The sequence below is a fragment of the Pyxidicoccus xibeiensis genome, from assembly GCF_024198175.1.
GTDB classification, from domain to species: domain Bacteria; phylum Myxococcota; class Myxococcia; order Myxococcales; family Myxococcaceae; genus Myxococcus; species Myxococcus xibeiensis.
This window is the reverse complement of the sequence record NZ_JAJVKV010000010.1, coordinates 1-22279: the sequence shown is the minus strand read 5'-3', so window position 1 is coordinate 22279 and position 22279 is coordinate 1. Positions and strand designations below refer to the sequence as shown.

General features: G+C 71.3%; 20 protein-coding genes and 5 tRNA genes. 16 read left to right on the top strand and 9 right to left on the bottom strand.

Annotated features, from left to right (window positions below):
* Positions 1-25: 25 nt before the first annotated feature.
* A complete protein-coding gene (locus LXT23_RS34500) occupies positions 26-1813 on the bottom strand; it encodes a SpoIID/LytB domain-containing protein (RefSeq protein WP_253984648.1) in 1788 nt (595 codons plus the stop codon).
* Positions 1814-1944: 131 nt separating this feature from the next.
* Here LXT23_RS34500 and LXT23_RS34495 point away from each other — a divergent pair, with 131 nt between their 5' ends.
* Positions 1945-3651 carry a right-handed parallel beta-helix repeat-containing protein gene (locus tag LXT23_RS34495; RefSeq protein ID WP_253984647.1) on the top strand — a complete coding sequence of 569 codons (1707 nt, stop codon included), beginning with the start codon at positions 1945-1947 and terminating at the stop codon, positions 3649-3651.
* A 105-nt stretch (positions 3652-3756) separates the two neighbouring features.
* On the opposite strand, the gene LXT23_RS34490 is transcribed toward LXT23_RS34495, so the two are convergent.
* Positions 3757-3828: transfer RNA gene (locus tag LXT23_RS34490), tRNA-Cys, on the bottom strand.
* Positions 3829-3982: 154 nt separating this feature from the next.
* Between LXT23_RS34490 and LXT23_RS34485 the strand changes: the two genes are divergently transcribed.
* The 4 genes from LXT23_RS34485 (at position 3983) to fdxA (ending at position 7249) form a co-directional block, all read left to right on the top strand.
* Positions 3983-5134, top strand: coding sequence for an acyl-CoA dehydrogenase family protein (locus LXT23_RS34485; RefSeq protein WP_253984646.1), 1152 nt, complete (start codon positions 3983-3985; stop codon positions 5132-5134).
* 156 nt (positions 5135-5290) lie between these two features.
* Positions 5291-5641: a rhodanese-like domain-containing protein gene (locus LXT23_RS34480; RefSeq protein WP_253984645.1), complete on the top strand. Its 351-nt coding sequence runs from the start codon at positions 5291-5293 to the stop codon at positions 5639-5641.
* A gap of 75 nt (positions 5642-5716) precedes the next feature.
* Entirely contained in the window at positions 5717-6805 is a 1089-nt protein-coding gene (gene asd, locus LXT23_RS34475; protein WP_253984644.1) for an aspartate-semialdehyde dehydrogenase, read from the top strand.
* Between the two features lie 108 nt (positions 6806-6913).
* On the top strand, positions 6914-7249 hold the full coding sequence (fdxA, locus tag LXT23_RS34470; RefSeq protein ID WP_253984643.1) for a ferredoxin FdxA: 336 nt from the start codon (positions 6914-6916) through the stop codon (positions 7247-7249).
* A 79-nt stretch (positions 7250-7328) separates the two neighbouring features.
* Here fdxA and LXT23_RS34465 read toward each other — a convergent pair whose 3' ends face one another.
* From LXT23_RS34465 to LXT23_RS34455, 3 genes are all read right to left on the bottom strand, one after another.
* Positions 7329-8138 carry a hypothetical protein gene (locus tag LXT23_RS34465; RefSeq protein ID WP_253984642.1) on the bottom strand — a complete coding sequence of 270 codons (810 nt, stop codon included), beginning with the start codon at positions 8136-8138 and terminating at the stop codon, positions 7329-7331.
* Positions 8139-8261: 123 nt separating this feature from the next.
* Positions 8262-9314, bottom strand: a complete 1053-nt coding sequence (locus tag LXT23_RS34460; protein ID WP_253984641.1) for a hypothetical protein — start codon at positions 9312-9314, stop codon at positions 8262-8264.
* 15 nt (positions 9315-9329) lie between these two features.
* Entirely contained in the window at positions 9330-10544 is a 1215-nt protein-coding gene (locus tag LXT23_RS34455; protein ID WP_253984640.1) for an MFS transporter, read from the bottom strand.
* Between the two features lie 76 nt (positions 10545-10620).
* Here LXT23_RS34455 and LXT23_RS34450 point away from each other — a divergent pair, with 76 nt between their 5' ends.
* Complete coding sequence (locus tag LXT23_RS34450; RefSeq protein ID WP_253984639.1) at positions 10621-11097, top strand: GNAT family N-acetyltransferase; 477 nt, start codon at positions 10621-10623, stop codon at positions 11095-11097.
* 33 nt (positions 11098-11130) lie between these two features.
* On the opposite strand, the gene hrpB is transcribed toward LXT23_RS34450, so the two are convergent.
* The 4 genes from hrpB to LXT23_RS34430 all read right to left on the bottom strand — a co-directional run bounded on the left by hrpB (position 11131) and on the right by LXT23_RS34430 (position 16567).
* Entirely contained in the window at positions 11131-13698 is a 2568-nt protein-coding gene (hrpB, locus tag LXT23_RS34445; RefSeq protein WP_253984638.1) for an ATP-dependent helicase HrpB, read from the bottom strand.
* A gap of 43 nt (positions 13699-13741) precedes the next feature.
* Complete coding sequence (locus LXT23_RS34440; RefSeq protein ID WP_253984637.1) at positions 13742-15181, bottom strand: hypothetical protein; 1440 nt, start codon at positions 15179-15181, stop codon at positions 13742-13744.
* 72 nt (positions 15182-15253) lie between these two features.
* Entirely contained in the window at positions 15254-15958 is a 705-nt protein-coding gene (locus LXT23_RS34435; RefSeq protein WP_253984636.1) for an HAD family hydrolase, read from the bottom strand.
* Between the two features lie 42 nt (positions 15959-16000).
* On the bottom strand, positions 16001-16567 hold the full coding sequence (locus LXT23_RS34430) for a HEAT repeat domain-containing protein (RefSeq protein WP_253984635.1): 567 nt from the start codon (positions 16565-16567) through the stop codon (positions 16001-16003).
* Positions 16568-16729: 162 nt separating this feature from the next.
* Here LXT23_RS34430 and LXT23_RS34425 point away from each other — a divergent pair, with 162 nt between their 5' ends.
* The 10 genes from LXT23_RS34425 to LXT23_RS34380 all read left to right on the top strand — a co-directional run.
* Complete coding sequence (locus tag LXT23_RS34425) at positions 16730-17122, top strand: hypothetical protein (RefSeq protein WP_253984634.1); 393 nt, start codon at positions 16730-16732, stop codon at positions 17120-17122.
* Between the two features lie 207 nt (positions 17123-17329).
* Positions 17330-18607, top strand: a complete 1278-nt coding sequence (cglB, locus tag LXT23_RS34420; RefSeq protein ID WP_253984633.1) for an adventurous gliding motility lipoprotein CglB — start codon at positions 17330-17332, stop codon at positions 18605-18607.
* A 78-nt stretch (positions 18608-18685) separates the two neighbouring features.
* Positions 18686-19681 (top strand): ATP-grasp domain-containing protein, encoded by a 996-nt coding sequence (locus LXT23_RS34415; RefSeq protein WP_253984632.1) that lies wholly within the window; start codon positions 18686-18688, stop codon positions 19679-19681.
* Positions 19682-19746: 65 nt separating this feature from the next.
* The gene (locus LXT23_RS34410) at positions 19747-20196 is read left to right on the top strand and encodes a hypothetical protein (protein WP_253984631.1); all 450 of its coding nucleotides are present in this window, start codon (positions 19747-19749) and stop codon (positions 20194-20196) included.
* Between the two features lie 156 nt (positions 20197-20352).
* A complete protein-coding gene (rlmB, locus tag LXT23_RS34405) occupies positions 20353-21093 on the top strand; it encodes a 23S rRNA (guanosine(2251)-2'-O)-methyltransferase RlmB (protein ID WP_253984875.1) in 741 nt (246 codons plus the stop codon).
* A 135-nt stretch (positions 21094-21228) separates the two neighbouring features.
* A tRNA-Thr gene (locus LXT23_RS34400) sits at positions 21229-21301 on the top strand.
* 69 nt (positions 21302-21370) lie between these two features.
* Positions 21371-21453 (top strand) — tRNA-Tyr (locus LXT23_RS34395).
* A gap of 9 nt (positions 21454-21462) precedes the next feature.
* Positions 21463-21538: transfer RNA gene (locus LXT23_RS34390), tRNA-Gly, on the top strand.
* A gap of 26 nt (positions 21539-21564) precedes the next feature.
* Positions 21565-21640, top strand: a tRNA-Thr gene (locus LXT23_RS34385).
* Positions 21641-21657: 17 nt separating this feature from the next.
* A partial coding sequence (locus tag LXT23_RS34380) for a GTP-binding protein (RefSeq protein ID WP_253984630.1) occupies positions 21658-22279 on the top strand: 622 nt, incomplete at its 3' end.

Genomic DNA, 22279 nt, shown 5'->3' with positions numbered 1-22279 from the left:
TACGCATGGGCGTCCCCCTCGGACTTCAATAGATGGGGGCCACCTCGGCGCCGTTGAAGTAGTGACGGAGGATGTCCTGGTAGCGCTGCCCGGCCTCCGCCCGGCCGATGGCGCCTGTCTGGCACATCCCTACTCCGTGGCCCCAGCCCCCGCCACGGAAAAGCCAGCCGGTGAGTTGGCCCTCGGCATCCCGCTCGGGCTCCACCACCGCCATGCTGCTGTTGAGCATGCCGAAGAGCCGGCGGATGTTCAGCTCGCCCCGGACCTGGGTGGCGCCCCTGTCCCCTGACAGCGTCAGCACCCGCGCCCGTCCGGACACCCCCCGCTCGGACAGGGCCAGGGCCTGGATGCGCCCCACCCCCAGCTTCTCCGTCAGGGCGTCCACCTGGGCCGCGGTGAAGCGCTTCTCCCAGCGGAACTTGGTGGGCTGCGCGAAGCTGGACAGCCGGCAGGCGGCCGGCAGGTCCGAGGCGGACAGCCATTCCTCCAGGTGGGCGGGCAGGGGGATGCGGCCGGCGGGCTCCAGCACGTCCGGGCGCCCGCGCAGGGTGGGGTCCGGCGGCCCGCCCCACACCACGTCGTTGTCCTCCGTGTGGCCGCCGCACACCGCGCTGTACACCGAGTCCACCAGCCGCCCGTCCGCGCTGAAGAGGCCCTCGCCCCGGGTGGCCTCCACGGCGGCGGTGGTGCTGGCCGCCTCGCCCGTGCGGCCCCGGTACACGGCGCAGTGCTGCTCGGAGCAGAGGAGGTACGGGTCCGCCAGGTGCTTGATGCCCACCTTGGCCAGCACCTCGCCCCGCGCGGTGACGGCCTGGGCCTTGAGGGCCTCCGGGTGGGCGCGCGCGAAGATTTCCGCCGGCACCAGCCCCTTCAGGAGGTCTTCCAGGGGGACGACGTTCACCACGGCCAGCAGGCCCGCGCGGTCCACCACCAGCTGCAGCGCGCCCCGGAAGGTGCGGTCCTCGAAGCCGTGGAAGTCGTAGCCGACGCCGTACTCCACCTGCCGCACGTCGAAGCCCGCGCCGTCCGGCGTCTCCGCGTCCAGCCGGTCCTGTGCCAGCCCCACCACGACGCCGGACTCGTCCCTCAGCTCCAGGATGGCGCGTGCGGGCGTGCGCGCCTCCTCGAAGAGCGACGTGCGCACCCCGTACTCGCGCAGCAGCTCCGCCTGCTTGCGGGCCGCCGCCTCGGGGGAGAGCGCCTCGTCCAGCAGGAGCAGGTAGCGCCGGTTGTCGATGACCTTGCCGGCGATGCCGTACACCGCGCCCAGCACGTGCGCGCGCACCGCCAGCCCGCGGGCCCGCCACTCCTCCTGCGCCGCGCTCAGGCCCTCGCGGTCCGCGACGCGGAACTCGCCCAGCTGCACGCGCGCGGAGAGCACCGCCGGCTCGCCCTGTGTCACGCGCACCGTCCAGCGCGTGCCCGCCGCCGCGTCCAGCACCTTGTCGTCGGGCCCGCCGAAGCGCAGCCGCATCCGGCCCCGCGAGGAGAACATCACCTCGCGCCGGCCCTCCATCAGCCGGATGGGGATGCGGGGCTCGCCGCCCCGGAAGTCCAGCCGCTTGAGGTCTCCCGGCCCCGGCAGTCCCTGGGCCAGCGGGTCCTCGCCGCCCGGGAGCGTCGGCGTCCCCGCGTCGGAGCCCACGGCGCCCCCGTCAGGCGCCGCGGGGGCTTCCAGCGGCCCCGTGCCACCGTCTGGAGACACGCCTGCCTGCCCGGGGGGCGGGGGAGGGGGCTTGCCGGGCGCGGGCTTCGGCGCCGCGCAGGCGGTGAAGAGGACGGTGACGAGGAGCAGCGAGACGGCGGGTCGCACGGAGGGCGCCACCGTAGCCGCCGTTCCTCGGGGATGTCACGGGCGTACGCCCGCCGGGCCGCAAGGGCTGCGCCGGGGCCGACAGGGCGGGGCGTGAATAGAGCGCCACGACTCCGGCGTTGGCCCTGCTCATGAAAATTCGACGAGGCAACTGCTTGACGCTGAAGACCCCGACGGCCGCCCTGGCCGCGAGCCTGCTCATGCTCGGCGCGACTGCCCACGCCCAGGACCAGGGCGGTTGGTTCAACCTGCCGGACCTGGGGACGGTCGCTCCGTCCACCCCCGCGCCGTCCCCCATGGCGCCCCCCGCGGCGCCCGGTGCCCCCGCGGCGCCCGGTGCTCCCGCGCCCGGCGCGGGCCCTGTCGCCCGTCCGGCCCTGGGCGTGCAGCCCGTCCCGGACACCCCGGTGGCGGAGCTGCCCGCGCACCCGGACCACGTCAATCTCGCCGAGCCGGGCCCGCAGCCGGGCATCCAGGCCATGCCGCTGTCTCCCGCGGTGCCCGCGGCCTTCTCCCGAGAGTGGGTGGTGAGCCAGAGCGGCAACGACGCCGGTGACGGCAGCGCCGCGGCGCCCTTCCGCACCATCGCGAAGGCCATCAGCCAGGCCAACCCCGGCGAGGTCATCCGCGTGCTGGCCGGCACCTATCCCGAGCGCATCGTCATCGACACCAACGCGAAGCCGGGCACGCCCGACGCGAAGATCACCCTCCAGGGCGAGGGCCGTCCGCGCATCATCCCCGGCAACGGCGGCGGGGCGCTCATCCAGCTGCGCCGTCCGAACTGGGTCATCGACGGCTTCGAGGTCGACGTGCAGCGCCAGTCCTTCTTCGCCGTCACCTTCCAGGGGGACGTGACGGGCTCGGTGCTGGCCAACTCGGAGCTGCACCACGGCGGCGCCGGCGCGGGCGTGACGACCTACGACAACGCCCGGGGCGCCACCATCGAGAACAACCACATCCACGACTTCTTGAAGAACACGGGCGACAAGGACTCGCACGGCGTCGTGGTGCAGCCCACGTCGCGCGACATCACCGTGCGCAACAACGACATCCACGACAACTCGGGTGACTCCGTCCAGTGCCTGGGGCCCGAGGGCTTCAGCTCGCTGCCGCCCGCGGACGGGCTGGTGGTGGAGAACAACCACTTCTACGCCAACCGTGAGAACGCGGTGGACATCAAGACGTGCTACCGCGTGGTCATCCGCAACAACCGGATGCACCAGTTCCGCCCGTCCTCCACGGCGAAGGGCGACGTCGTCGTGGTGCACTACTCCGCGCGTGACGTGACGGTGGAGGACAACGAAATCTACGACTCCGCCAAGGGCATCTCCGTGGGTGGCAACCGCGAGGGCCCCATGCCCTCTGGCATCGTCATCCGCCGCAACCGCGTGCGCGACATCAGCAGCGTCGGCGGCGGCGAGGGCACCGGCATCCGCCTGGAGAACTCCAATGGCACCGTGGTGGTCAACAACACCATCACCCGCGTGGGCACCGCGCTCATCATCGGCCACGGCACCGGCGGGCCCACCCAGGCCGCGGTGGTGCAGAACAACATCGTGGACGCCACGCCCCTGGCGGTGAGCCTGGGCGGCCAGGCCCCCGGTGTGAAGATGGGCTCCAACCTCTTCCCGGCCGGCGCGCAGTTCAAGCAGAACGGGACGCTGGTGGGGCTGGAGCAGTTCAAGTCCGCCACCGGCGACGCCACCTCCACCGCCGGCTCCCCGGACCTCGGCGAGTCCTTCGCCCCCGGCCCGGTGGCCGTGGACCATGGCGCCGACGTGGGCCTGCCCTTCTGCGGCGTGGGCCCGGACATCGGCGCGGTGGAGCTGGGCTGCTGACAGGGCCCTGCCTCACCGCGGCACGCCGGGCCCGGGGTTGACCGGGCCCGGAAAAAGACAAGGCCCGATGCGGGAATCACTCCGCATCGGGCCTTTTGTCTTTTGAGGCGCCACCCGGATTCGAACCGGGGAATGAAGGTTTTGCAGACCTTTGCCTTACCACTTGGCTATGGCGCCGAGAGGATGGGGTCGGCTTTATACGCAGCCCCCCACCGGCCGGTCAAGGATGCAACAGCGGCCCTTCGGCATTGTGTCCCGGTAGCATGGCGCGGTGAGTCGTTCCACCCCGGGTGCGCATGTGGCGCCCGATTGAACTGAGAGGTGCCTCGAGATGCTGCATGGCCACGGGCTGTACCTGGAGGAGCACGACGCGTTCCGTCGCACGGTGAGGGCGGTGGTGGACAAGGAGCTCCTGCCGTTCGCCCAGCAGTGGGAGGAGCAGGAGGAGTTCCCCCGGGAGCTGTACGCCCGCTTTGGCGAGCTGGGCTTCCTCGGGCTGAAGTACCCCGTGGAGTACGGGGGCTCGGCGGCCGGCGAGCTGTACGAGGCGGTGCTCCTGGAGGAACTGGGCCGGTGCGGCTCGGGCGGTGTGTCCGCGGGCCTGGCGGCGCAGTTCACCATCTCCACCGGCCCCGTCCACCTGTTCGGCACGGACGCGCAGAAGCGCCGCTGGCTGGCCCCCGCCATCCGCGGGGAGAAGATTGGCGCGCTGGGCATCTCCGAGCCCGACGCCGGCTCGGACGTGGCGGGCCTGCGCACCACCGCGCGCCGCGAGGGTGACGTCTACGTCGTCAACGGCTCCAAGACGTACATCACCAACGGCGTGCGCGCGGACTTCGTGGTGCTGGCGGTGAAGACGGACCCGTCCGCCGGCCACAAGGGCCTGTCCATGCTGGTGGTGGAGAAGGGCACGCCGGGCTTCTCCGTGGGACGCAAGCTGAAGAAGGTGGGCTGGCGCGCCTCGGACACCGCGGAGCTGTTCTTCGAGGACTGCCGCATCCCCGCGGAGAACCTGCTGGGGGTGGAGGGGCAGGGCTTCTCGCAGATCATGGGCAACTTCCAGTGGGAGCGCCTGTCGCTGGCCCTGGGCGCGCTGGGCGCCGCGGACGACATGCTGGAGAAGGTGCTCGAGCACGTGAAGTCGCGCCGCGCCTTCGGCCAGTCGCTCAACCAGTTCCAGGTGGTGCGCCACAAGCTGGCGGACCTGTTCACCGCCCGGGAGTGCGCGCGTCAGCTGACCTACCACGCGCTGCGGCTGCACGTGGCCGGGGAGTGGGCCGTCGCGCAGACGTCCATGGCCAAGAAGGTCGCCACGGAGACGGCGTGCCGCGTGGCGGACGAGTGCCTCCAGCTCTACGGCGGCGCAGGCTACATGATGGAGTATGACATCCAGCGTCACTGGCGCGACGCGCGGCTGGGCCCCATCGGCGGTGGCACCAGCGAGGTGATGAACGAAATCATCGCCAAGCAGCTCGGCCTGTAGGAGCGGCGTTTCCGGAGGAGGCGGGCGGCACCGCCTCCGCCGGCTCACGGCGCGGTGCGGCATGCCCGTAGGCCGCGAGGGTGGGGCAGCCGGGCGAGCGCCACGGAACAGGCTCCGGGGGCTCCGGGTTCCCGGAGAAGACCCCGCGGAGGTCTCGTGGAGCCCACCATCCTGTGTGCTGAGCTGTACATGCGTCTGGGTGACGATGAAGTGCTCGTCCTCGACTGTCGCGACCCCTCGGACTGGGACCGATATGACCTGCACATCCCCGGTGCACTGAGAATGACTCCCGCGGAGGTCGCGCGTGATCTCCACATGCTCCCCGACGACGAGCTCATCGTCCTGTGCGGCTGCTCGCCGGACGGCAGGGACACGCGCCGCGTCTGTCGCCTGCTGCGCATGCAGGGGCGTGAGGCCGTCTGCCTCGACGGAGGCTTGATGGCCTGGGTGACGGGGGGCTTCCCCACGGAGCGCCATGCCCACGCGCAGGTGGCCATGCGCCACTGACGCAGGGTGGATGCGGCGCGTCGTCAAAAAGTGTATGGAGCGGCGGTCTTCTTCCCTCACCGGAGAAATGCCCCCATGGCCAGGCTTCGCGCGGCGCTCGTCGGCGCCACAGGGCTCGCTGGACAGCAGTTCATCGCGGCCCTGAAGGACCACCCGTTCATCGAGCTGACCGGCCTCGCCGCGTCGCCCCGCTCGGCGGGCAAAACCTACGGGGAGGCGCTGAAGACGGCCAACGGGATGACGGCCTGGTTCGTCCCCGAGCCGCTGCCCGCCGCGATTGCCGGAATGAAGGTGATGGCCGGCGACGCGCTGCAGGCGAAGGACTACGACCTGGTCTTCTCCGCCGTGGAGGCGGACGTCGCGCGGGAGCTGGAGCCTCGGCTGGCGAAGGACATCCCCGTCTTCTCCGCCGCCAGCGCCTTCCGCTACGAGGAGGACGTCCCGCTGCTCATCCCGCCCGTCAACGCCGCCCACGCGCCGCTCGTGCGCGAGCAGCAGAAGCGGCGCGGCTGGAAGGGCTACATCGTTCCCATCCCCAACTGCACCACCACCGGCCTCGCGGTGACGCTGGCCCCGCTGGCCGAGCGCTTCGGTGTGAAGGCCGTGCTGATGACCAGCCTCCAGGCCATGTCCGGCGCCGGCCGCTCGCCGGGGGTCATCGGCCTGGACATCCTGGACAACGTCATCCCCTACATCCCCAAGGAAGAGCACAAGGTGGAGGTGGAGACGAAGAAGATCCTCGGCGCCCTGCGTCCCGGCGGCGCGGCGCTCACCCCCCACGATGTCCGGGTGTCCTGCACCTGCACCCGCGTGGCGGTGATGGAAGGGCACACGGAGTCCGTGTTCGTGTCGCTGGGAGCAAAGGCCACGGTGGCCGAGGTGACGCAGGCGATGCGCGAGTGGCGGGGGGCCGAGGTGGCCCGCGACCTGCCGTCCGCTCCTCCGCGGTGGATTGAGGTGCTCGACGACCCGTTCCGTCCCCAGCCCCGGCTGGACCGGGACACCCACGGCGGCATGGCCACCACGGTGGGCCGCGTGCGCGAGGACGGGGTGCTGGAGAACGGCTTCAAGTACGTGCTCGTCTCCCACAACACGAAGATGGGCGCCGCGCGCGGAGCCATCCTCGTGGCCGAGCAGCTTCGGGCCCAGGGCCTGTTGGGCTGACCCCACTTCCGAGCCGGCGAGCGGCACAATTTCAGGGTGCCATCGCCGGCTCGAACCACTACTGTGCGCGCCCACGGACGCGCTAGAATCTTCTAAGGAGAACGTTCCATGGCCTACGTCGTCGCCGAGCCTTGCATCAAGTGCAAGTACACCGACTGTGTGGAGGTGTGCCCGGTCAACTGCTTCTACGAAGGTGCCAACTTCCTGGTCATCCACCCGGACGAGTGCATCGACTGCGGCGCCTGCGAGCCCGTGTGCCCCACCAAGGCCATCTTCCCGGAGACGGAGCTCCCCGAGAAGTGGAAGGAGTACAAGCCGCTGAACGCGGACTTCTCCGCCAAGTGGCCGAACATCGCCGAGAAGAAGGCCCCGCTGCCCGAGGCCGAGGAGTACAAGGACAAGCAGGACAAGCGCGGCATGCTCGAGGCGAAGCCGGGCAAGTAGGCCGTCCGCGCTCACGCCAGCGTGTCCCCAGAAGGCCCTCCGCCACCCGGCGAGAGGGCCTTCGTCGTTGTGGCGGCGCCTACTGCGCATGCAGGGAGCGGAGTCGAAGGCCCCGCGCCTCCAGGGCGTCCCGCAGCCGCGCGACGTCCTCGGTCGGCACCGGCCCCCGGTGTCCCTGGATGCGCAGCGCCACCTCGCGCGGGCCCGTCCGCTCTACCTCCACCGTGGCCTCCAGGCCGCCGCGAAGGCTGAGGCTGAGCGCTGGCCGCTGGGACTTCACGAAGACCTCGATGCGCTGGATGAGCTCCAGGGCTGCCTCGGCACGCGTCGCCGCGGGCACCTCCTGGGTATTGGCCGCTCCGGAGCCTCCCGGCCCCACCACCGCCACCCCGCGACCTTCCTGGAATGGAACGTCCATTCCTTCCCGCCGCGTCTCGGGGGGAGGGGCCACGGAAGGCGAACGCGCATCGGCGAGCGGAGGAGGCGTGGCCCGTGGGTCGCGCGACAGCTCGCGAGCGATGAGGTCGGTGAGGCGGTGCTCGTTGCGCTCCTGGACGTGGGTGCTGGCCTCGCCGCGGACGGTGCCCAGGCGCTGCGCCTCCACGTGCATCACCTGGCGCGTCCGGGTGAGGTTCTCCGGGCTGGCCAGGGCGCCCCGCGCGGTGGCGAGGACGGGGCCTGCTGCACGCGCGGTGGAGGCGGGCGCGAGAGGCCGCGAGAGCTGCCCCGCGGGGGGCGCCCTTCCGGGAGCTCCAGGGGCACGGACGGCGGCTCCTCCGGTGGGCGCGGGCCGGCGCGAGTCCGCCTCCTGGAGCGCCTTCCTGAACCGGGCTCCGTCGGGGGCCTGCTTCTCGGGTGCGGGTTGAGACTCTGGCGCGTCGACCTTCATGGCTGCCCTCCCTCGCGTGGGTGGCGCGGGGAGAGCAGGGGCCGTGCCAGGACGGGTGCCCTCTCGTGGCGCTGGAGAAGGCCGTGCGGGAGGACGGATGGGCGTCCGGGAGCGGGATGCCCGTCAGCGCGGTGTCTTGCCGAAGGCTCCCGGCTGGACGGCGGCCATGCCCGTCAGGTCATTGACGGCCAGGGGGCAGGCGGCGAGCGCGGCCGGGTCCACCAGGCCGGAGACCTGCGACCAGTCGCGCTCGGGGAACAGCAGCGCGTCTCGCAGCTCGATGGCGGTCATCCCCTTCTTGTAATCCCAGAAGCGGCCCCGCACGAGGACCTTGGTCCCCCGGAGCAGCTTGTTGAGGTCGACGTACTGCGAGTCCAGGAGCTTCGCGGTGAGCTCCACCTTGGCGCGCTGGCGGGGCTTGCCGAACTGGAACTCGTACTGCGTCGTCGAAGGCGGCTCCGGCTCCACCCAGACGAGGCGGGCCACCATCATCGGCTTCTCCGGCTCCTCGCCCTTCTTGAGCCGCTTCTTCTTCGGCTTCTCCAGCTTCACGTCGATGACCTCGACGTTGGCGAAGGCCAGCTCGTGGTCCAGGTAGTTGTCGCGGAAGAGGGCCTCGGCGGTGGACGCGGCGACGGAGGTGGCGCGCTGCACGTCCTCGGAATACCGCTGCCGCAGCACGGGCAGGGTGAGCAGGAAGCTGTCCAGCGGCTTCACGCCGTCGGACAGGAAGCGCAGCTTGCCCATGTCCATGGCGGGGTAGTACGGCGCCAGCGCCTGCGCGGTGACGAGCCACTCGGGGGGCAGCTTCTGCTCGATGAGCGCCCGCCGCACCATGGCGACGAAGAAGGCGTTGCCCGGGAAGCGCGGGTTGACGAGCTGGGTGCTCAGCGCCTGGACCAGCACCGGCTCCAGCATGAAGTTCTCGTCGCGCTTGTGGAACAGCGGCGCCGTCTCACCGAGCAGCGTGAGCATCGCCCCCAGCACCTGCGCGCAGTTGGGGTCGTTGGTGCCCTGGCGCAGTGCCTGGTACATCCGCGTGCGCGTGAAGCGCTTGTCCATGTCCTCCTCGCGGAAGACGGGGGGCTGGCCGGTACCGAAGAAGAACTCCGGCTGGGCGGCGGCGGGCATGGCCAGCAGGCCCAGGGCGAGTGCGAGCAGTGGGGCGGAACGCATGACGCCCCCAGCCTATCACGGGGCCTCCTGGGGAAGAGGCCCCGGCCCTTCCACCGCGCCCCGCGAGGGCCGCACCTCCGGCTCCCCCGGTGGCGAGGCCTGGAGCACCAGGAAGAGGGCCACCAGTTCCAGCCCGGCCGCCACGGCGAACAGCCGGTGTCCCCCCAGCCAGTCATACGCGGCCCCCGAGCCGGCATACCCCACCAGTCCTCCCATGCCGAAGGTGACGGCGGCGAACAGCGCCTGTCCCGACGCCCGCAGCTCCGGAGGCACGCGGCGCGCGAGGAAGGCGACGCTGGCCACGTAGAAGGCGCCGAAGGTCAGCCCGTGCAGTGGCGCGAGCCCCACCAGCACCCCCGCGGACGACGTCAGCGCCATGCCAGCCCAGCGCAGCGCGCTCGACGCGAAGGCCAGGGCCAGCACGTGGCGGGGGGCGAAGCGCGCCGCCAGGCGCGGGTAGAGCGCCATCACCACCACCTCCGCCACCACGCCCGCGCCCGCCGTCACGCCCACCACGGCGGGTGACAGCCCGAGCGCGGTGACGTGGATGGAGAGCGTGCCGTGGTAGGGCGCGCAGGCCATCCAGTGCAGGCATGTGGCCGAAAGCATCCAGCGGAAGTCCCTGTGTCGCAGCAGCTTCACTCCGGCCAGTGGGTGCGGCCGGACATCGCCCGATGCGGGCGTGTCCCGCAGCGTGAAGCTCCACGCGAGCAGCAGCGCCAGCAGGCCCAGGGCCGTGATGACGGTGATCCGGTCCACCCGCGTCACCAGCAGGCCGAACCCCACGCTGGAGGCGATGAAGCCCAGCGAGCCGAACAGCCGCAGGTGGGCATAGCTGCCGCCAGCGCGAGCGACATGGTGCAGCGCCAGGCTATCGATGAGAGGCGTGAAGGACGTCACGAAGAAGGCGTACGTGACGAGCGACGCCACCAGGGCGGGGAACTCTCGCGCCAGCAGCAGCAGTGAGAACGCGAGCACCGCTCCGGATGCCAGCACGGTGAGGATGCGCGAGGCGCGCCCGGTGCGGTCGGCCAGGTGACCCCACAGTGGGGGAGCGAGCAGCGAGACCAGCGGATTGATGGCCAGCAGCAGCCCCACCTGCGTCGTCGAGAGCGACAGCGACTTGAGATATGCAGGCAGGAAGGGCAGGACGATTCCCACTGCCGCGTAATAGAAGAAATAGAAGCCGGCCAGGGATAGACGGCCGGCCGCCGGATGCTGGCTTGGCATACAGGCCGGACCTTGACATGCCGGGGAGCTTTTCCGCCTGTTGGCCTCGCGGTCTTTTGTGTACCTTGCCCACGACATGGCTTCTCCCACGGATACATCCGCGCCCGTCACCATCACCCAGATCCAGGGTGAGGCGGAGCTCATGCAGGCGCTCGCCATCCGCGAGGTGGTGTTCATCGAGGAGCAGCACGTCCCCGAAGGCATCGAGCGGGACGCCGAGGACGCCAACGCCTACCACGTCATCGCGAACCAGGGCGGTCACGCCATCGGCACGGGTCGGCTCGTCATGCTGCCCCAACCTCCAGCGAACCAGACGGGCACGTGGGGACAGATTGGCCGCATGGCGGTGCTCCAGGCGCACCGCAAGGCGCGCGTGGGCTCCCTGCTGCTGACGGAGCTGGAGAACGAGGCGCGGCGGCGGGGCGTCACCGGCATCATGCTGCACGCGCAGCTGTACGCGCTCGAGTTCTACAAGAAGCACGGCTACGAGGCCGTGGGCGCCGTGTTCCAGGAAGCCGGCATCGACCACCTGGAGATGCACAAGCGCCTGTAGTGGCCGGGCGCCGGAGCCGACGCCCGACCGCTGTCAGCGGCGCGGCGGCCTGGGCGCGGGCGGCTGTGCGTGGCGCGGGTCCTCCGGCCACGAGTGTCGCGGGTACTTGCGGCACAGCTCCTTGCGGATGGCGGGGTAGTGCCGCTCCCAGAAGCCGGCCAGGTCCGTGGTGACCTGCACCGCGCGCATGTTGGGCGCGAGCAGGTGCAGCACGAGCGGCACGCGGCCCGCGCAGACGTTGGGGCCCTGCGCCATGCCGAAGAAGTCCTGCAGGCGGGACTCCACCCAGGGCGGCTTGCCCGGCTCGTAGTGCACCTTGACGCCCCGGCCACCGGGCAGCGTCACGCGCTCCGGAGCGTGCGTGGCCAGCAGCCGCTGCTGCTCGGAGGTGAGCCGGGCATAGAGGGCGTCGAGCAGCGACACGCCCTCCAGGTCCTTGAAGCTGCGCGCGTCCGAGCACAGCGAGGCCAGGGCATCGCGCAGGAAAGTGTCGTCCACGGCGGGGAACTTCGCTTCGGGGAAGGCCTGGGCGAGCAGCGCGACGCGGGTGCGCCACTGCTCCAGCGCCTCCGGGTCCGCGAACTTCCCCGGGCCGGCGGCGAGCGCGGCCTCGACGAGGACGCGAGCGGTGGCCTCGGAGGGCGGGGCAGGGGTGCGCGTCTCCTCCAGCACGAGGTTGCCGTAGGACAGGCGCGTGAGGCGCTCCACGCGGCGGGCCTCGGCGTTCCACTGGAGGGTGTCCACCTCCTCCAGCGCGTCGGGGTAGAGGTCGAGCAGCCACTCGGGCTCCACGGCGCTGGCGATGCGGACCATGGCGCCGCGGCCCGGACGCTCCTCGGCGTCCACGGCCACCATGAGGTCGGCGTCCTGCACCACGCTCACCTCGGAGAGGGACACGGTGCCGCCGCCGAAGAGGAGCAGCTCGGGTGCGCGCGGGCGGCGCCGGCGGGCCACGCGGTCCGGGTAGCCGGCGAGCACGCTGAGCATTAGCGCCTGCTCCACGTCCTCGGCACGGTGGGGCCGCTCGCCCTGCGTCCGCACCGCGCGCCGCAGCTGCTTCTGGACGCGGTCCACGGCCTGCACCGCGCCCTGCTCCAGTGAGAGCGAGTGCAGGCGCCCGCTGGCGAAGTTGGCGCGCTCGGCGTCTCGGAAGCGCTCCAGCAGCTCCAGCAGGTCGGAGGGCCCGCTGACGATGGCGGAGGCGCGGCCCCCTCCCGGGCCCAGGTTGGCGCGAGCCTCGCGGCGGATGTCGCGCTCGCCCATGAGGGCCGCGAGCGTGGCGGCCTCGGCGCCCACGCCCCGGCGCTCGCCCTCGACGATGACGCGCGCCTGCCGCGGGTGGACGGGGAAGCGCAGCAGGCGCTGGCCCACGTCGGTGACCAGGCCTTTCGCATCCACCGCGCCCAGCCGGCGCAGCAGGGTCTCCGCGGCTTCGAGCGAAGCGGGGGGCGGGGGCTCGAAGAAGGGGAAGGCACCCAGGTCCGTCACGCCGGAGGCGCGCAGGGCGAGCACCGTCTCCGTCAGGTCCATGCGGCGGATTTCGGGGGCCTCCTGCTCGGGCCGGCCGTCGAAGTCGTGCTGCGTGTAGAGGCGCAGGCACTGGCCGGCGCGGGTCCGGCCGGCGCGGCCCGCGCGCTGGATGGCGGAGGCGCGGCTGACCTTGGCCAGCTTGAGCTGGGGCAGGCCGGACCAGGGCGAGTGGCTGGCCACGCGCGCCAGGCCCGTGTCGATGACGACGGCCACGCCGTCGATGGTGACGGACGTCTCCGCCACGTTGGTGGAGAGGATGATCTTCCGGCGCGGGCTGCGGCGCACGGCGCGGTCCTGCTCCGCGGGGGACAGGTCTCCGTGGAGGGGGAGGACGTCGGCGCCGTGGCGCTCGGCGAACTCGGCGCAGGCGTCTCGCGCGCGGCGGATTTCACCTGCGCCGGGGAGGAAGACGAGCACGTCGCCGTCCAGGCCGTTGGCGAACACGCGCTTGATGCCGGAGAGGACCTGCTGGTCCAGGTACCGCTCGTCGGGCGTGGGCAGGTACTCCACGCTCACGTCGAAGCGGCGGCCCTCCGAGCGCAGGGAGGGACAACCTCCGAGGTACGCACGGATGGGCTCGGCCTCCAGGGTCGCGGACATGACGACCACCTTGAGGTCGGGGCGCGCGGTCTCCTGGAGCCGGCGCAGCAGCGCGAGCGAGATGTCCGCGGACAGGTGCCGCTCGTGGAACTCGTCGAGCACGACGACGCCCACGTCGCGCAGCTTCGGGTCTGACAGCAGGCGGCGGCCGAGCACGCCCTCGGTGACGAAGGACAGGCGCGTCTTCGCGCTGCGCACGTCCTCGAAGCGGACCTGGTAGCCGACGGTGTCACCCACGCGCTCGCCCAGCTCCTCGGAGACGCGCTGGGCGGCGAGCCGGGTAGGCAGGCGGCGGGGCTGGAGGACGATGATCTCCTTGCTCTGTCCGAGCCCGGCCTCCAGCAGCGCGCGAGGCACGCGCGTCGTCTTTCCCGCACCGGGCGGGGCCTCCAGCACGAGCGAGCGCGCGCCGCGCAGCGTGGAGACGATCTCCGGCAGGAGGGGATCGATGGGAAGGGCGACGTCCGCCATGGCCGGGTTCCTCTAACGGCGTGGTCCGAGGGGCGCTCGGGGCTCAGGGTGTATCGGATCCGGAAGCGTCCGGAGCGGGCGCCGCCTTCTTCTTCCGCACGCGAGGCGCCTGGGCCTCCGTGCTGGCCGGGACAGGGGCCTCTGCCTCGGACGCGGGAGCGGCCTCCGCCTTCTTGCGACCCTTGCGAGCACCACGGGGCTCGGGCGCGCTGTCCTGACCCGTGGTGTCCGTGGAGACGTCCGTGTCGCTTGGGACCGGGGCCTCGGTGGGCGGCGGCGCGGAGGCCCGCGAGCGTGCCGCCTTGCCTCCGCCAGCCGACGCGGTGGCTCCGTTCTGCGCCGGGCCATGCGCCGTCGCGCCCGAGGCGGAAGCCTCGCCCGGTTCGCCCCCATGCCTGGAGGCGGTGGACTTGTTCGACGCGGAGCCACGCGCGCCGGTGCCTCCGTGCGGAGCGGTCGCGCGCTCAGCCGCCGCTGGGGCCGTGGCGGCCAGGTCTCCGTCCGCCGCGGACTTTCCTTCTTCGCTCACGGTGCTCCCGGAGTCGTCATCTGCCCCCGCGGCGTCAGCACCCGCGTCATCCATCGGCAGCTCGTCGGCGGAGCGGTCCTCTTCCTCCGGGGCTGTACCCAGCTCCCCGGACGCCGGAGCGGCGGCCTCCCTCCTGATGGGCTCCCCGCCTGCATCCAGCGCGGCGACCTCGGCGAGCTCCGCTTCGGTCGGCTCCATGGAGTCCACGGGCTCTTCGTTGAAGCCTCCCATGCCTTCGTCGGCGGACGGCCCCAGCCCGCGTCCGGCGCGGCGCTTGGGCTTGAGGGAGAGTCCGGCGGCCTCGTGCACACTGGGCACGGGCACCAGCGCGGCCTCGGACAGCAGGCGGGCCTGGCGCAGGGCCACGTCGAGCTTCCGGCCCAGCGCGACCAGCTCCTCGCGCAGCACGTTCTCCTGCTCCGGAGTCAGCGGGGCGGGCTCGTGGCTGGAGCGCCACGCCGCGTGGGCCGCGGCCACCTGCTCCATCACCGGCCGCACCAGGGCGAAGTCGTCGCGAGCGAAGATGCGCGTCACGTAGGCGCTCTTCGTGCGCCGCTCGTACGACGTGGCGTACTCGAGGATGGTGTCGCGGGGGGCGCGGCGCAGCTGGGCGAACTTGACGTGCGGAAACAGCGCCTCGATGACGGGCGCGCGGCTGCTGGCGGTGAAGGTGATGCCGGCGTGCAGCTTCTCCAGGGCATCCACCCACAGGCCCAACTGGTGGTAGCCGAACTCCTCGCGGGCCTCCTCCAGCTCGGGCAGGTCCTTCACCCGGTCCAGCACGTCACCGGAGGGCGCGCGCGTGGTGCGCACCAGCTCCAGGGCGGCGGCCAGCCAGCCCTTCTCGGGCTCCAGGCCGGGCCGGCCCGCGAGCATCTCCCCCGCGGTGGCGAGCCGGGCCTCGAAGGCCTCGGCGAAGCGGATGAGCTCATACGACTCGAGCGTGGACGACATGCGACGGGCTCCTCGGAAGGGCGGCGGGAGATAGCACACCCGGCGCTCCGCGCGGAGCGGCCGGTCAGGGGCTCAGCGTCCTCCGAGCAGCACCGTCAGCGCCTCCGGGTGCGAGAAGTCGGGGTAGGCGACGTTGGCGCCGGCGTCCAGCAGGTCCTGGGCGGTGTAGGAGCCGGTGCCCACGCCGATGCACTCGGCGCCGATGCCCCGGGCCGCGTGCACGTCCTTGGGCGTGTCGCCGATGACGACCACGCGGCACTCCTCCAGGGGCGCGCCCAGCCGGGCCGCGCCGGCCTTCGCGCCGCAGCGGATGAGCTCCACGCGGTCCTCGTGGTCGCAGCCGAAGCCGCCGAAGTCGAACTGGTCGTAGATGGCCACGCGCTCCAGCTTCACGCGGGCGCCCTGGCGCACGTTGCCGGTGCCCAGCCCCACGGCGAAGCCCTCGCGCAGGCGGGCCGCCTTCACGGCCTCGCGCATGCCGGGGAACACGCGGTAGCTCTGGTCATCCGCCTTGTGCACCTCCAGGGCGAGGTGCGCGAGGTACGCGGCGATGACCGCGTCGATGGCCTCTGGCGAGTCCTCCGCGCCGATGATGCGCAGGGCCTTGCGGACGATGGCGCGGTCGGTCATCCCGGCCATGCTGAAGGAGTCGCACGCATCCCGGCGGCCGTGCAACTGCTCGAAGGCGACGTCCATGGAGCGGCGCCCCGCGCCTCCGCTGGAGATGAGGGTGCCATCGATGTCGAAGAGGAGGACGGTAGGCCGCATGGCCCCCATGTAACGGAAGCTCCGGGCCGACGCGAGCCCGGAAGTCCGTCTTCAGGGCTCCACGAGGGTGAGCCCGCGCTGGAGCGCCTCGCGGACGAGGGGCTGCTCCTCCATGGGCAGCTGATCCTCCAGCGCCTGGCGTGCCTGCTGGCCGCCCAGCCTCCCGAGCGACACCGCCACCGCCTCGCGCACGCGGTCCTCGCGGTCCTTCAGCCGGGTGATGAGGGTGGGGATGGCCTCCAGCCCCAGGCACCGGGCCAGCGCCGCCGCCGCGCTGGCACGCACGTCCGCTGGAGCCCGCGCGTCCTCCAGCACCTCTCGGATGGAGCCGGCGCCGCACGTCGGGTCCACCAGGGCCAGCGACGTCAGGGCCAGCGCACGCTGCGCGGTGGGCGTGGCGCGGTCCACTGCGAGCGCGGTGAGCACGGGGACGGCCTCGGGGCCCAGCCGGCGCCAGGCCTCCTCGCGCGCACCGCCCGACGAGCGGGCGAGCAGGTCCAGCACCCGCGCGCGCAGGTCGCCCGAGGGGGCAGGGGACGCGGGAGGTGACTCGACGGCGAAGCGCGTGTGCGCCACGGCCACGCCGCTGGAGCCGGCGAGCAGCACGGCGCCGACCACTGCATGCCACGCGCGACGCCGCGAGCTACGGGCACCGCGAGGAGGGACGGCCCCGGAACGAGGGGGCAGGGGTGTCGGCATGGGGGCTCCCCGGAAGGGTGACTCCCCGGGTTATACGCCGATTGACCCTCCGGACTCGAACCCCGGTATGGTCCTCCCGCCATGGCCGGACGCGTCTTCTTCTTCCTCCAGCACGCCACGTATGAGCCGGCCTTCCAGGCCGCCTCCATGGGGATTACCGCCGTGGCCATGGGCGACGAGGTGTACTTCGTCTTCGCCTTCGATGCGCTGCGCCAGCTCGCGAGCGGAGGCTTCGGCCTGCCACACACCGAGCGTGAGCGAGAAGCGCTCACACGGGCGGAGCAACTGGGAGTGCTGCCCCCGGCGCGCATGCTGGAAGAGGCACGTGCCCTGGGCGCGAAGCTCATCGCCTGCGACACCACGGTGCGGATTTGCGGCTTTGACCCGGAAGACCTGCGAGACAGGCTCGATGAGGTGATGGGGCTTGCCTCGTTGTGGCGTCTCACCGAGGGCGCACGCACCCTCGCGCTGTAGGCCCGCACCTGCCCTCCGGTCGGGTGGGTGTGTCTGCTACGCGGCGCCTGCCTGTGTTGATATCGGGTGTGGTTGTATCGTCCCGGCAGCATCCGGACGACCGGGCCCCTGTCCGGCAATGCTGTAGCCTCCTGCGGGAATGACGCGGTACTCTGTCGATACGCAGCAGCTCGCGTCCCCCTCAAGAAGCAGAAGGAACCCCCATCTATGCGCGCCAAGTTGACCCTCCTGAGCGCCCTCGCCCTTGGCACCTTCTCGGGTGCCCTCGTCGCGGGCTGTCAGACCTACGACTTCGAGCCGGTGGAGCCGCTCGCCATCGCTCAGACGACGGTGGAGGAGACGATCACTGCGCGTGGCCGCAAGCCGAACATCATGATGCTGGTGGACACCTCCGGCTCCATGACGGACCCGGTGAACAAGAGCAACCCCAGCTGCCTCGTCGAGGACGGTGACGAGATGGTGGTCTGCGGCACGTCGAGTCCGTGCGACACCCGCATCTGCCCCACGCGGTGGACGGAGCTGCAGGCCGCGGTTCCCGACTTCCTCGCGGACAGCGGCCGCTACGTCCGCTTCGGCCTGACCACCTATCCCGAGACGGGCGGCTCCACCTCGAGCGCCGTGTCCTGCAATCCCTCCACGGCGAACTCGGTGCGCAAGCCGCTCGCGCAGGTCGAGGACGAGGCGGGCCTGCTGGCGCACGCGAACGACATCAACGCCATCATCCAGGGCATCCCCAACTTCGGTCAGGGCAATCCCTCGGGCGGTACGCCCACCAGCCTGAGCCTGCGCTTCGTGGGGAACCTGGAGGCGATGCAGTCCGAGGACCGCACGGACTTCGTCATCCTCCTGACGGACGGCCTGCCCAACTGCAACCCGCAGAATGTCAACGACGGCACCAGCGCGGCGTGCAAGTGCACGCAGACGGGCGTGTCGGCGTGCACGGGCAGCTTCGTGCGCAGCGGCTGCCTGGACATGGACGCCTCCGTGCAGGCGGTGCAGGAGCTGAAGGCGAAGGACATCACCACCATCGTCATCGGCTTCGGCGCGGAGACGGCCGGTGGCAATGGCCCCGCGGTGCTGGACGCCATGGCCCGGGCCGGCGGCTTCGCCCGGACGTGCGAGGCGGGCCAGACGTCGTGCGGCCCGAACGACCCGTGCGACCCCAACACGCGGCTGTGCCAGCGGGGCTTCTACCAGGCGGGCAACCAGGCGGAGCTGGCCCAGGCGCTGGAGGCCATCAGCAAGAAGGTCGTCAACCCGGAGCCCTGCCTCATCCGGATGGACCCCTCGCAGCTGCCTACCGACAGCAAGCTCATCGTCGTCTACATCGATGGTGAGCGCACCGCGGCCGGCCCGACCACGTGGGACGCCAACGTGGAGGCGAACGGCGGCGTGCTCTTCAACGGTGCGACCTGCGAGCGCATCAAGGCGTCCACGCCGGACGCGCCGGTGAACATCGAGATCCGGGCAATCCGCCAGCGCTAGCCTGGCTGGTCGCGGGGCGGCTTTACCCGGCCCTGGGCGAGGATTATAGGTCCGTCGCCCGGTCCGGCCGCCCCGCCCATGAAAGCCACCATCCTCTCGCGCTCCGCTTCCATCCCGTCCACCCGACGCCTCGTCGAGGTGGGCCGCGCGCGGGGGCACCGGGTCCGGGTGCTCAACCCGCTCCGGGTGCAGATGCACCTGGACGGGCCCAGCACCACGCTCTACTACGACCGCAAGAAGCTGGCCCCCACCGACGTCGTCCTCCCGCGCATCGCCCAGTCCATCAACACGTATGGCCTCGCGGTGGTGAACCAGTTCGGCCTGTCGGGGGTGCCGTTGGTGAATCACGCGCAGGCGATTGCGCAGTCGCGCAACAAGATGCGCTCGCTGCAGCTGCTGTCCGCGCACGGCATCAGCATCCCCTCCACGGTGATGGCGCGTGACGCCGCTCACCTCAAGTCGATGGTGGGCCTGGTCGGCGGCGTGCCGGTGCTGGTGAAGCTGCTGCAGGGCCAGGAGAAGCACGGCGTCATGGTGTGCGAGAGCCTCCAGTCGCTGGAGGCCGCCCTCGAGGCCGTGCTGGGCCTGGGCCACAACCTCGTCATGCAGGAGTACGTGAAGAGCTCCGGCCAGGACGTGCGGGTGCTCGTGGTCGGCGGACAGGCGGTGGCCGCGGTGCGCCGCAGGCCGCGTCCCGGCCGTCTGGCGCACACCCTCAACAAGGGCGCACGCCTGGAGGCCATCGAGCTGTCGCCTGGCCAGCGCGCCATCGCGGAGAAGGCCACCCGGCTGGTCGGGCTGGAGGTGGCGGCGGTGGACATGCTGGACGTGCAGGGCCAGCCCAAGGTCTTCGAGGTGAACAGCTCCCCCGCGCTCCCGGAGATGGAGGCCGCCACGGGCATGGACCTGGCCACCCTCATCATTGCCCGCGCGGAGGCCCTGGCGGCCGGGGCACCTCCGGTGTCCGTTCCGGACCTGTCTCCTCCCGCGCCCCTCCCGCTGCCGCCCCTGCCTCCCGGGGCTTCCAACCGGAAGGGCAACGGCCGCCCCGTCAAGGCCAGCGCCGGAGGTTGAAGAGAAAGGCGGCCCCCGCCGTCACGGGGCGTGATACGCAGCACCCGATTCGAGGAGACGACTTTATGACGCGCACCCACCGCTTCACCCCTGTCGCCGCGCTGCTGGCGGCCCTTGCCTGGGCGGCCCCCGCGTTCGCCGACGACGTGGACCCCACCACCCTCTACGAGGTGTCCACCGAGGGCACCTCCACGCAGGTGAAGGCGGGGGAGAAGGGCGTCTTCGTCCTCTCCATCAAGTCCAAGCCCGGGGCCCACGTCTCCGAAGAGGCCCCGCTGAAGCTCGAGGTGAAGGGCACCCAGGTGGCTCCCGCGAAGGAGAAGCTGGGCCGCGAGGACTCGGTGGCGAAGAAGGCCGCGGGCCAGGAGTTCGTCGACCCGCGCTTCGAGATCCCCCTCACGGCCTCCGCCGCGGGCAAGGGCACGGTGGACGCGAAGCTCGTGTTCTTCATCTGCACGGAGAAGATCTGCGCCCGTCAGCAGAAGACGGTCTCCCTTCCCGTCGAGGTCCTCTAGGTGGCTACGAGAGAGCGTCCCCCCAGGGCCCGCGGCGAGCGGGGCGGTGCCGAGCGCGGTGAGCGGCGGGAAGGTGGCGAACGTCGGGAGGGTGGCGAGCGCCGGGGAGAAGGGGAGCGCCGGGAGCGGGGCGGCGGAGAGTCGCACCAGCGCTTCGTGTACGGCGTGAATCCCGCTCTCGAGGCCCTGCGGGCCAAGCCGGACGAGGTGGAGCGGCTGTTCCTGGTGGAAGGCCAGCTCGGGGCCCGGGCGGCCGGCGAGCTGCTCAGCCGGGCGCGCGATGCCGGCATCCGGGTGGAGAAGGTGACGCGCGAGCGGCTGGCCTCGCTGGCCGAGGGCGGCGTGCACCAGGGCGTGGTGGTGGAGCTGCGCGGCTACAAGTACGCCGAGCTGGAGGACGTGCTGGAGGCCGCCAAGGCCAGCGGCCAGCCTCCGCTGGTGGTGGTGCTGGACGGCATCCAGGACCCGCACAACCTGGGCGCCATCATCCGCTCGGCCAACGCGCTGGGCGCGCACGGCGTCGTGATTGCCAAGGACCGGGCGGTGCAGGTGACGGGCACCGTGGCCAAGGCCTCCGCCGGCGCGGTGGAGCACTGCCTCATCGCCCGCGTGGTGAACGTGTCCCGCGCGCTGGAAGAGCTGAAGGAGGCCGGCCTGTGGGTGGCCGCGGCGGACGTGGAGGCCACCGAGCCCATGTGGAGCGCCCGGCTGGACGGCCCCCTGGCCCTGGTGGTGGGCGCCGAGGGAGCAGGCGTCCGGGAAGGCGTCCTGAAGCACTGCGACTTCCGACTCAGGATTCCGATGACTGGTCAGGTCGGTTCACTGAATGCGTCCGTTTCGGCGGGCATTCTGCTATACGAGGTCGCCCGCCAGCGGGGGAACGCCGCTGTCCGGTAGCCGCCGTCCAAAGGGATCAATGTCCTTGACTTGGGCGGTGGGGACTTTTAAAAGGGCGCCCCTCTCAGGGCGGTGCCGGGTGGTCGACGGTTCCGCTGAAGTCGGGCAGGGCGGCGGTGGCAGTAGCCGATGAGTGCCGGTGTAGCTCAGTCGGTAGAGCAACTGATTTGTAATCAGTAGGTCGCGGGTTCAAGTCCCGCCGCCGGCCAGGTAGGACGGGGCCGCGGATGAGGGCCCGGGATGCAGTGCCGAAGTGCAGTAGATGGCAAGAGAATATGGAGGGATACCCAAGCGGCCAAAGGGAGCAGACTGTAAATCTGCCGGTTCACGCCTTCGGTGGTTCGAATCCACCTCCCTCCACTCGGCAACGCGGGAATAGCTCAGTTGGTAGAGCGTCAGCCTTCCAAGCTGAATGTCGTGGGTTCGAGTCCCATTTCCCGCTCCAACCGTTGTAGTCCACAGCATCGCCAAGCCCTGATAGCTCAGTTGGCAGAGCGCGTCCTTGGTAAGGACGAGGTCACCAGTTCAATCCTGGTTCAGGGCTCCATTTTTTAGAGGAGTGTCATGGCCAAGGAGAAGTTCGAGCGTAACAAGCCCCACGTGAACATCGGCACGATCGGACACGTGGACCACGGCAAGACGTCGCTGACGGCCGCCATCACCAAGGTGCTGGCGAAGACGGGCGGCGCCACGTTCATGGCGTACGACCAGATCGACAAGGCGCCGGAGGAGCGTGAGCGCGGTATCACCATCTCCACCGCGCACGTGGAGTACCAGACGAAGAACCGTCACTACGCCCACGTCGACTGCCCGGGTCACGCCGACTACGTGAAGAACATGATCACCGGCGCGGCGCAGATGGACGGCGCCATCCTGGTGGTGTCGGCCGCCGACGGCCCGATGCCCCAGACGCGCGAGCACATCCTGCTGGCCCGCCAGGTCGGCGTGCCCTACATCGTCGTCTTCCTGAACAAGGTGGACATGCTGGACGACCCCGAGCTGCGCGAGCTCGTGGAGATGGAAGTCCGGGACCTGCTCAAGAAGTACGACTTCCCGGGTGACAGCATCCCCATCGTCCCCGGCTCGGCGCTCAAGGCGCTCGAGGGCGACACCAGCGACATCGGCGAGCCGTCCATCCTGAAGCTGATGGAGGCGGTGGACAGCTACATCCCCACCCCCCAGCGCA

Excerpts from the sequence above, each read along its gene's own strand:
- LXT23_RS34425 (WP_253984634.1), top strand. The coding sequence starts at position 16,730 with ATGGCCGGACGCGTCTTCTTCTTCCTCCAGCACGCCACGTATGAGCCG.
- LXT23_RS34440 (WP_253984637.1), bottom strand. The coding sequence starts at position 15,181 with ATGTCGTCCACGCTCGAGTCGTATGAGCTCATCCGCTTCGCCGAGGCC.
- hrpB (WP_253984638.1), bottom strand. The coding sequence starts at position 13,698 with ATGGCGGACGTCGCCCTTCCCATCGATCCCCTCCTGCCGGAGATCGTC.
- LXT23_RS34465 (WP_253984642.1), bottom strand. The coding sequence starts at position 8,138 with ATGAAGGTCGACGCGCCAGAGTCTCAACCCGCACCCGAGAAGCAGGCC.
- LXT23_RS34455 (WP_253984640.1), bottom strand. The coding sequence starts at position 10,544 with ATGCCAAGCCAGCATCCGGCGGCCGGCCGTCTATCCCTGGCCGGCTTC.
- LXT23_RS34485 (WP_253984646.1), top strand. The coding sequence starts at position 3,983 with ATGCTGCATGGCCACGGGCTGTACCTGGAGGAGCACGACGCGTTCCGT.
- asd (WP_253984644.1), top strand. The coding sequence starts at position 5,717 with ATGGCCAGGCTTCGCGCGGCGCTCGTCGGCGCCACAGGGCTCGCTGGA.
- LXT23_RS34460 (WP_253984641.1), bottom strand. The coding sequence starts at position 9,314 with ATGCGTTCCGCCCCACTGCTCGCACTCGCCCTGGGCCTGCTGGCCATG.
- LXT23_RS34410 (WP_253984631.1), top strand. The coding sequence starts at position 19,747 with ATGACGCGCACCCACCGCTTCACCCCTGTCGCCGCGCTGCTGGCGGCC.
- LXT23_RS34435 (WP_253984636.1), bottom strand. The coding sequence starts at position 15,958 with ATGGGGGCCATGCGGCCTACCGTCCTCCTCTTCGACATCGATGGCACC.
- fdxA (WP_253984643.1), top strand. The coding sequence starts at position 6,914 with ATGGCCTACGTCGTCGCCGAGCCTTGCATCAAGTGCAAGTACACCGAC.
- LXT23_RS34415 (WP_253984632.1), top strand. The coding sequence starts at position 18,686 with ATGAAAGCCACCATCCTCTCGCGCTCCGCTTCCATCCCGTCCACCCGA.
- cglB (WP_253984633.1), top strand. The coding sequence starts at position 17,330 with ATGCGCGCCAAGTTGACCCTCCTGAGCGCCCTCGCCCTTGGCACCTTC.
- LXT23_RS34495 (WP_253984647.1), top strand. The coding sequence starts at position 1,945 with ATGAAAATTCGACGAGGCAACTGCTTGACGCTGAAGACCCCGACGGCC.
- LXT23_RS34450 (WP_253984639.1), top strand. The coding sequence starts at position 10,621 with ATGGCTTCTCCCACGGATACATCCGCGCCCGTCACCATCACCCAGATC.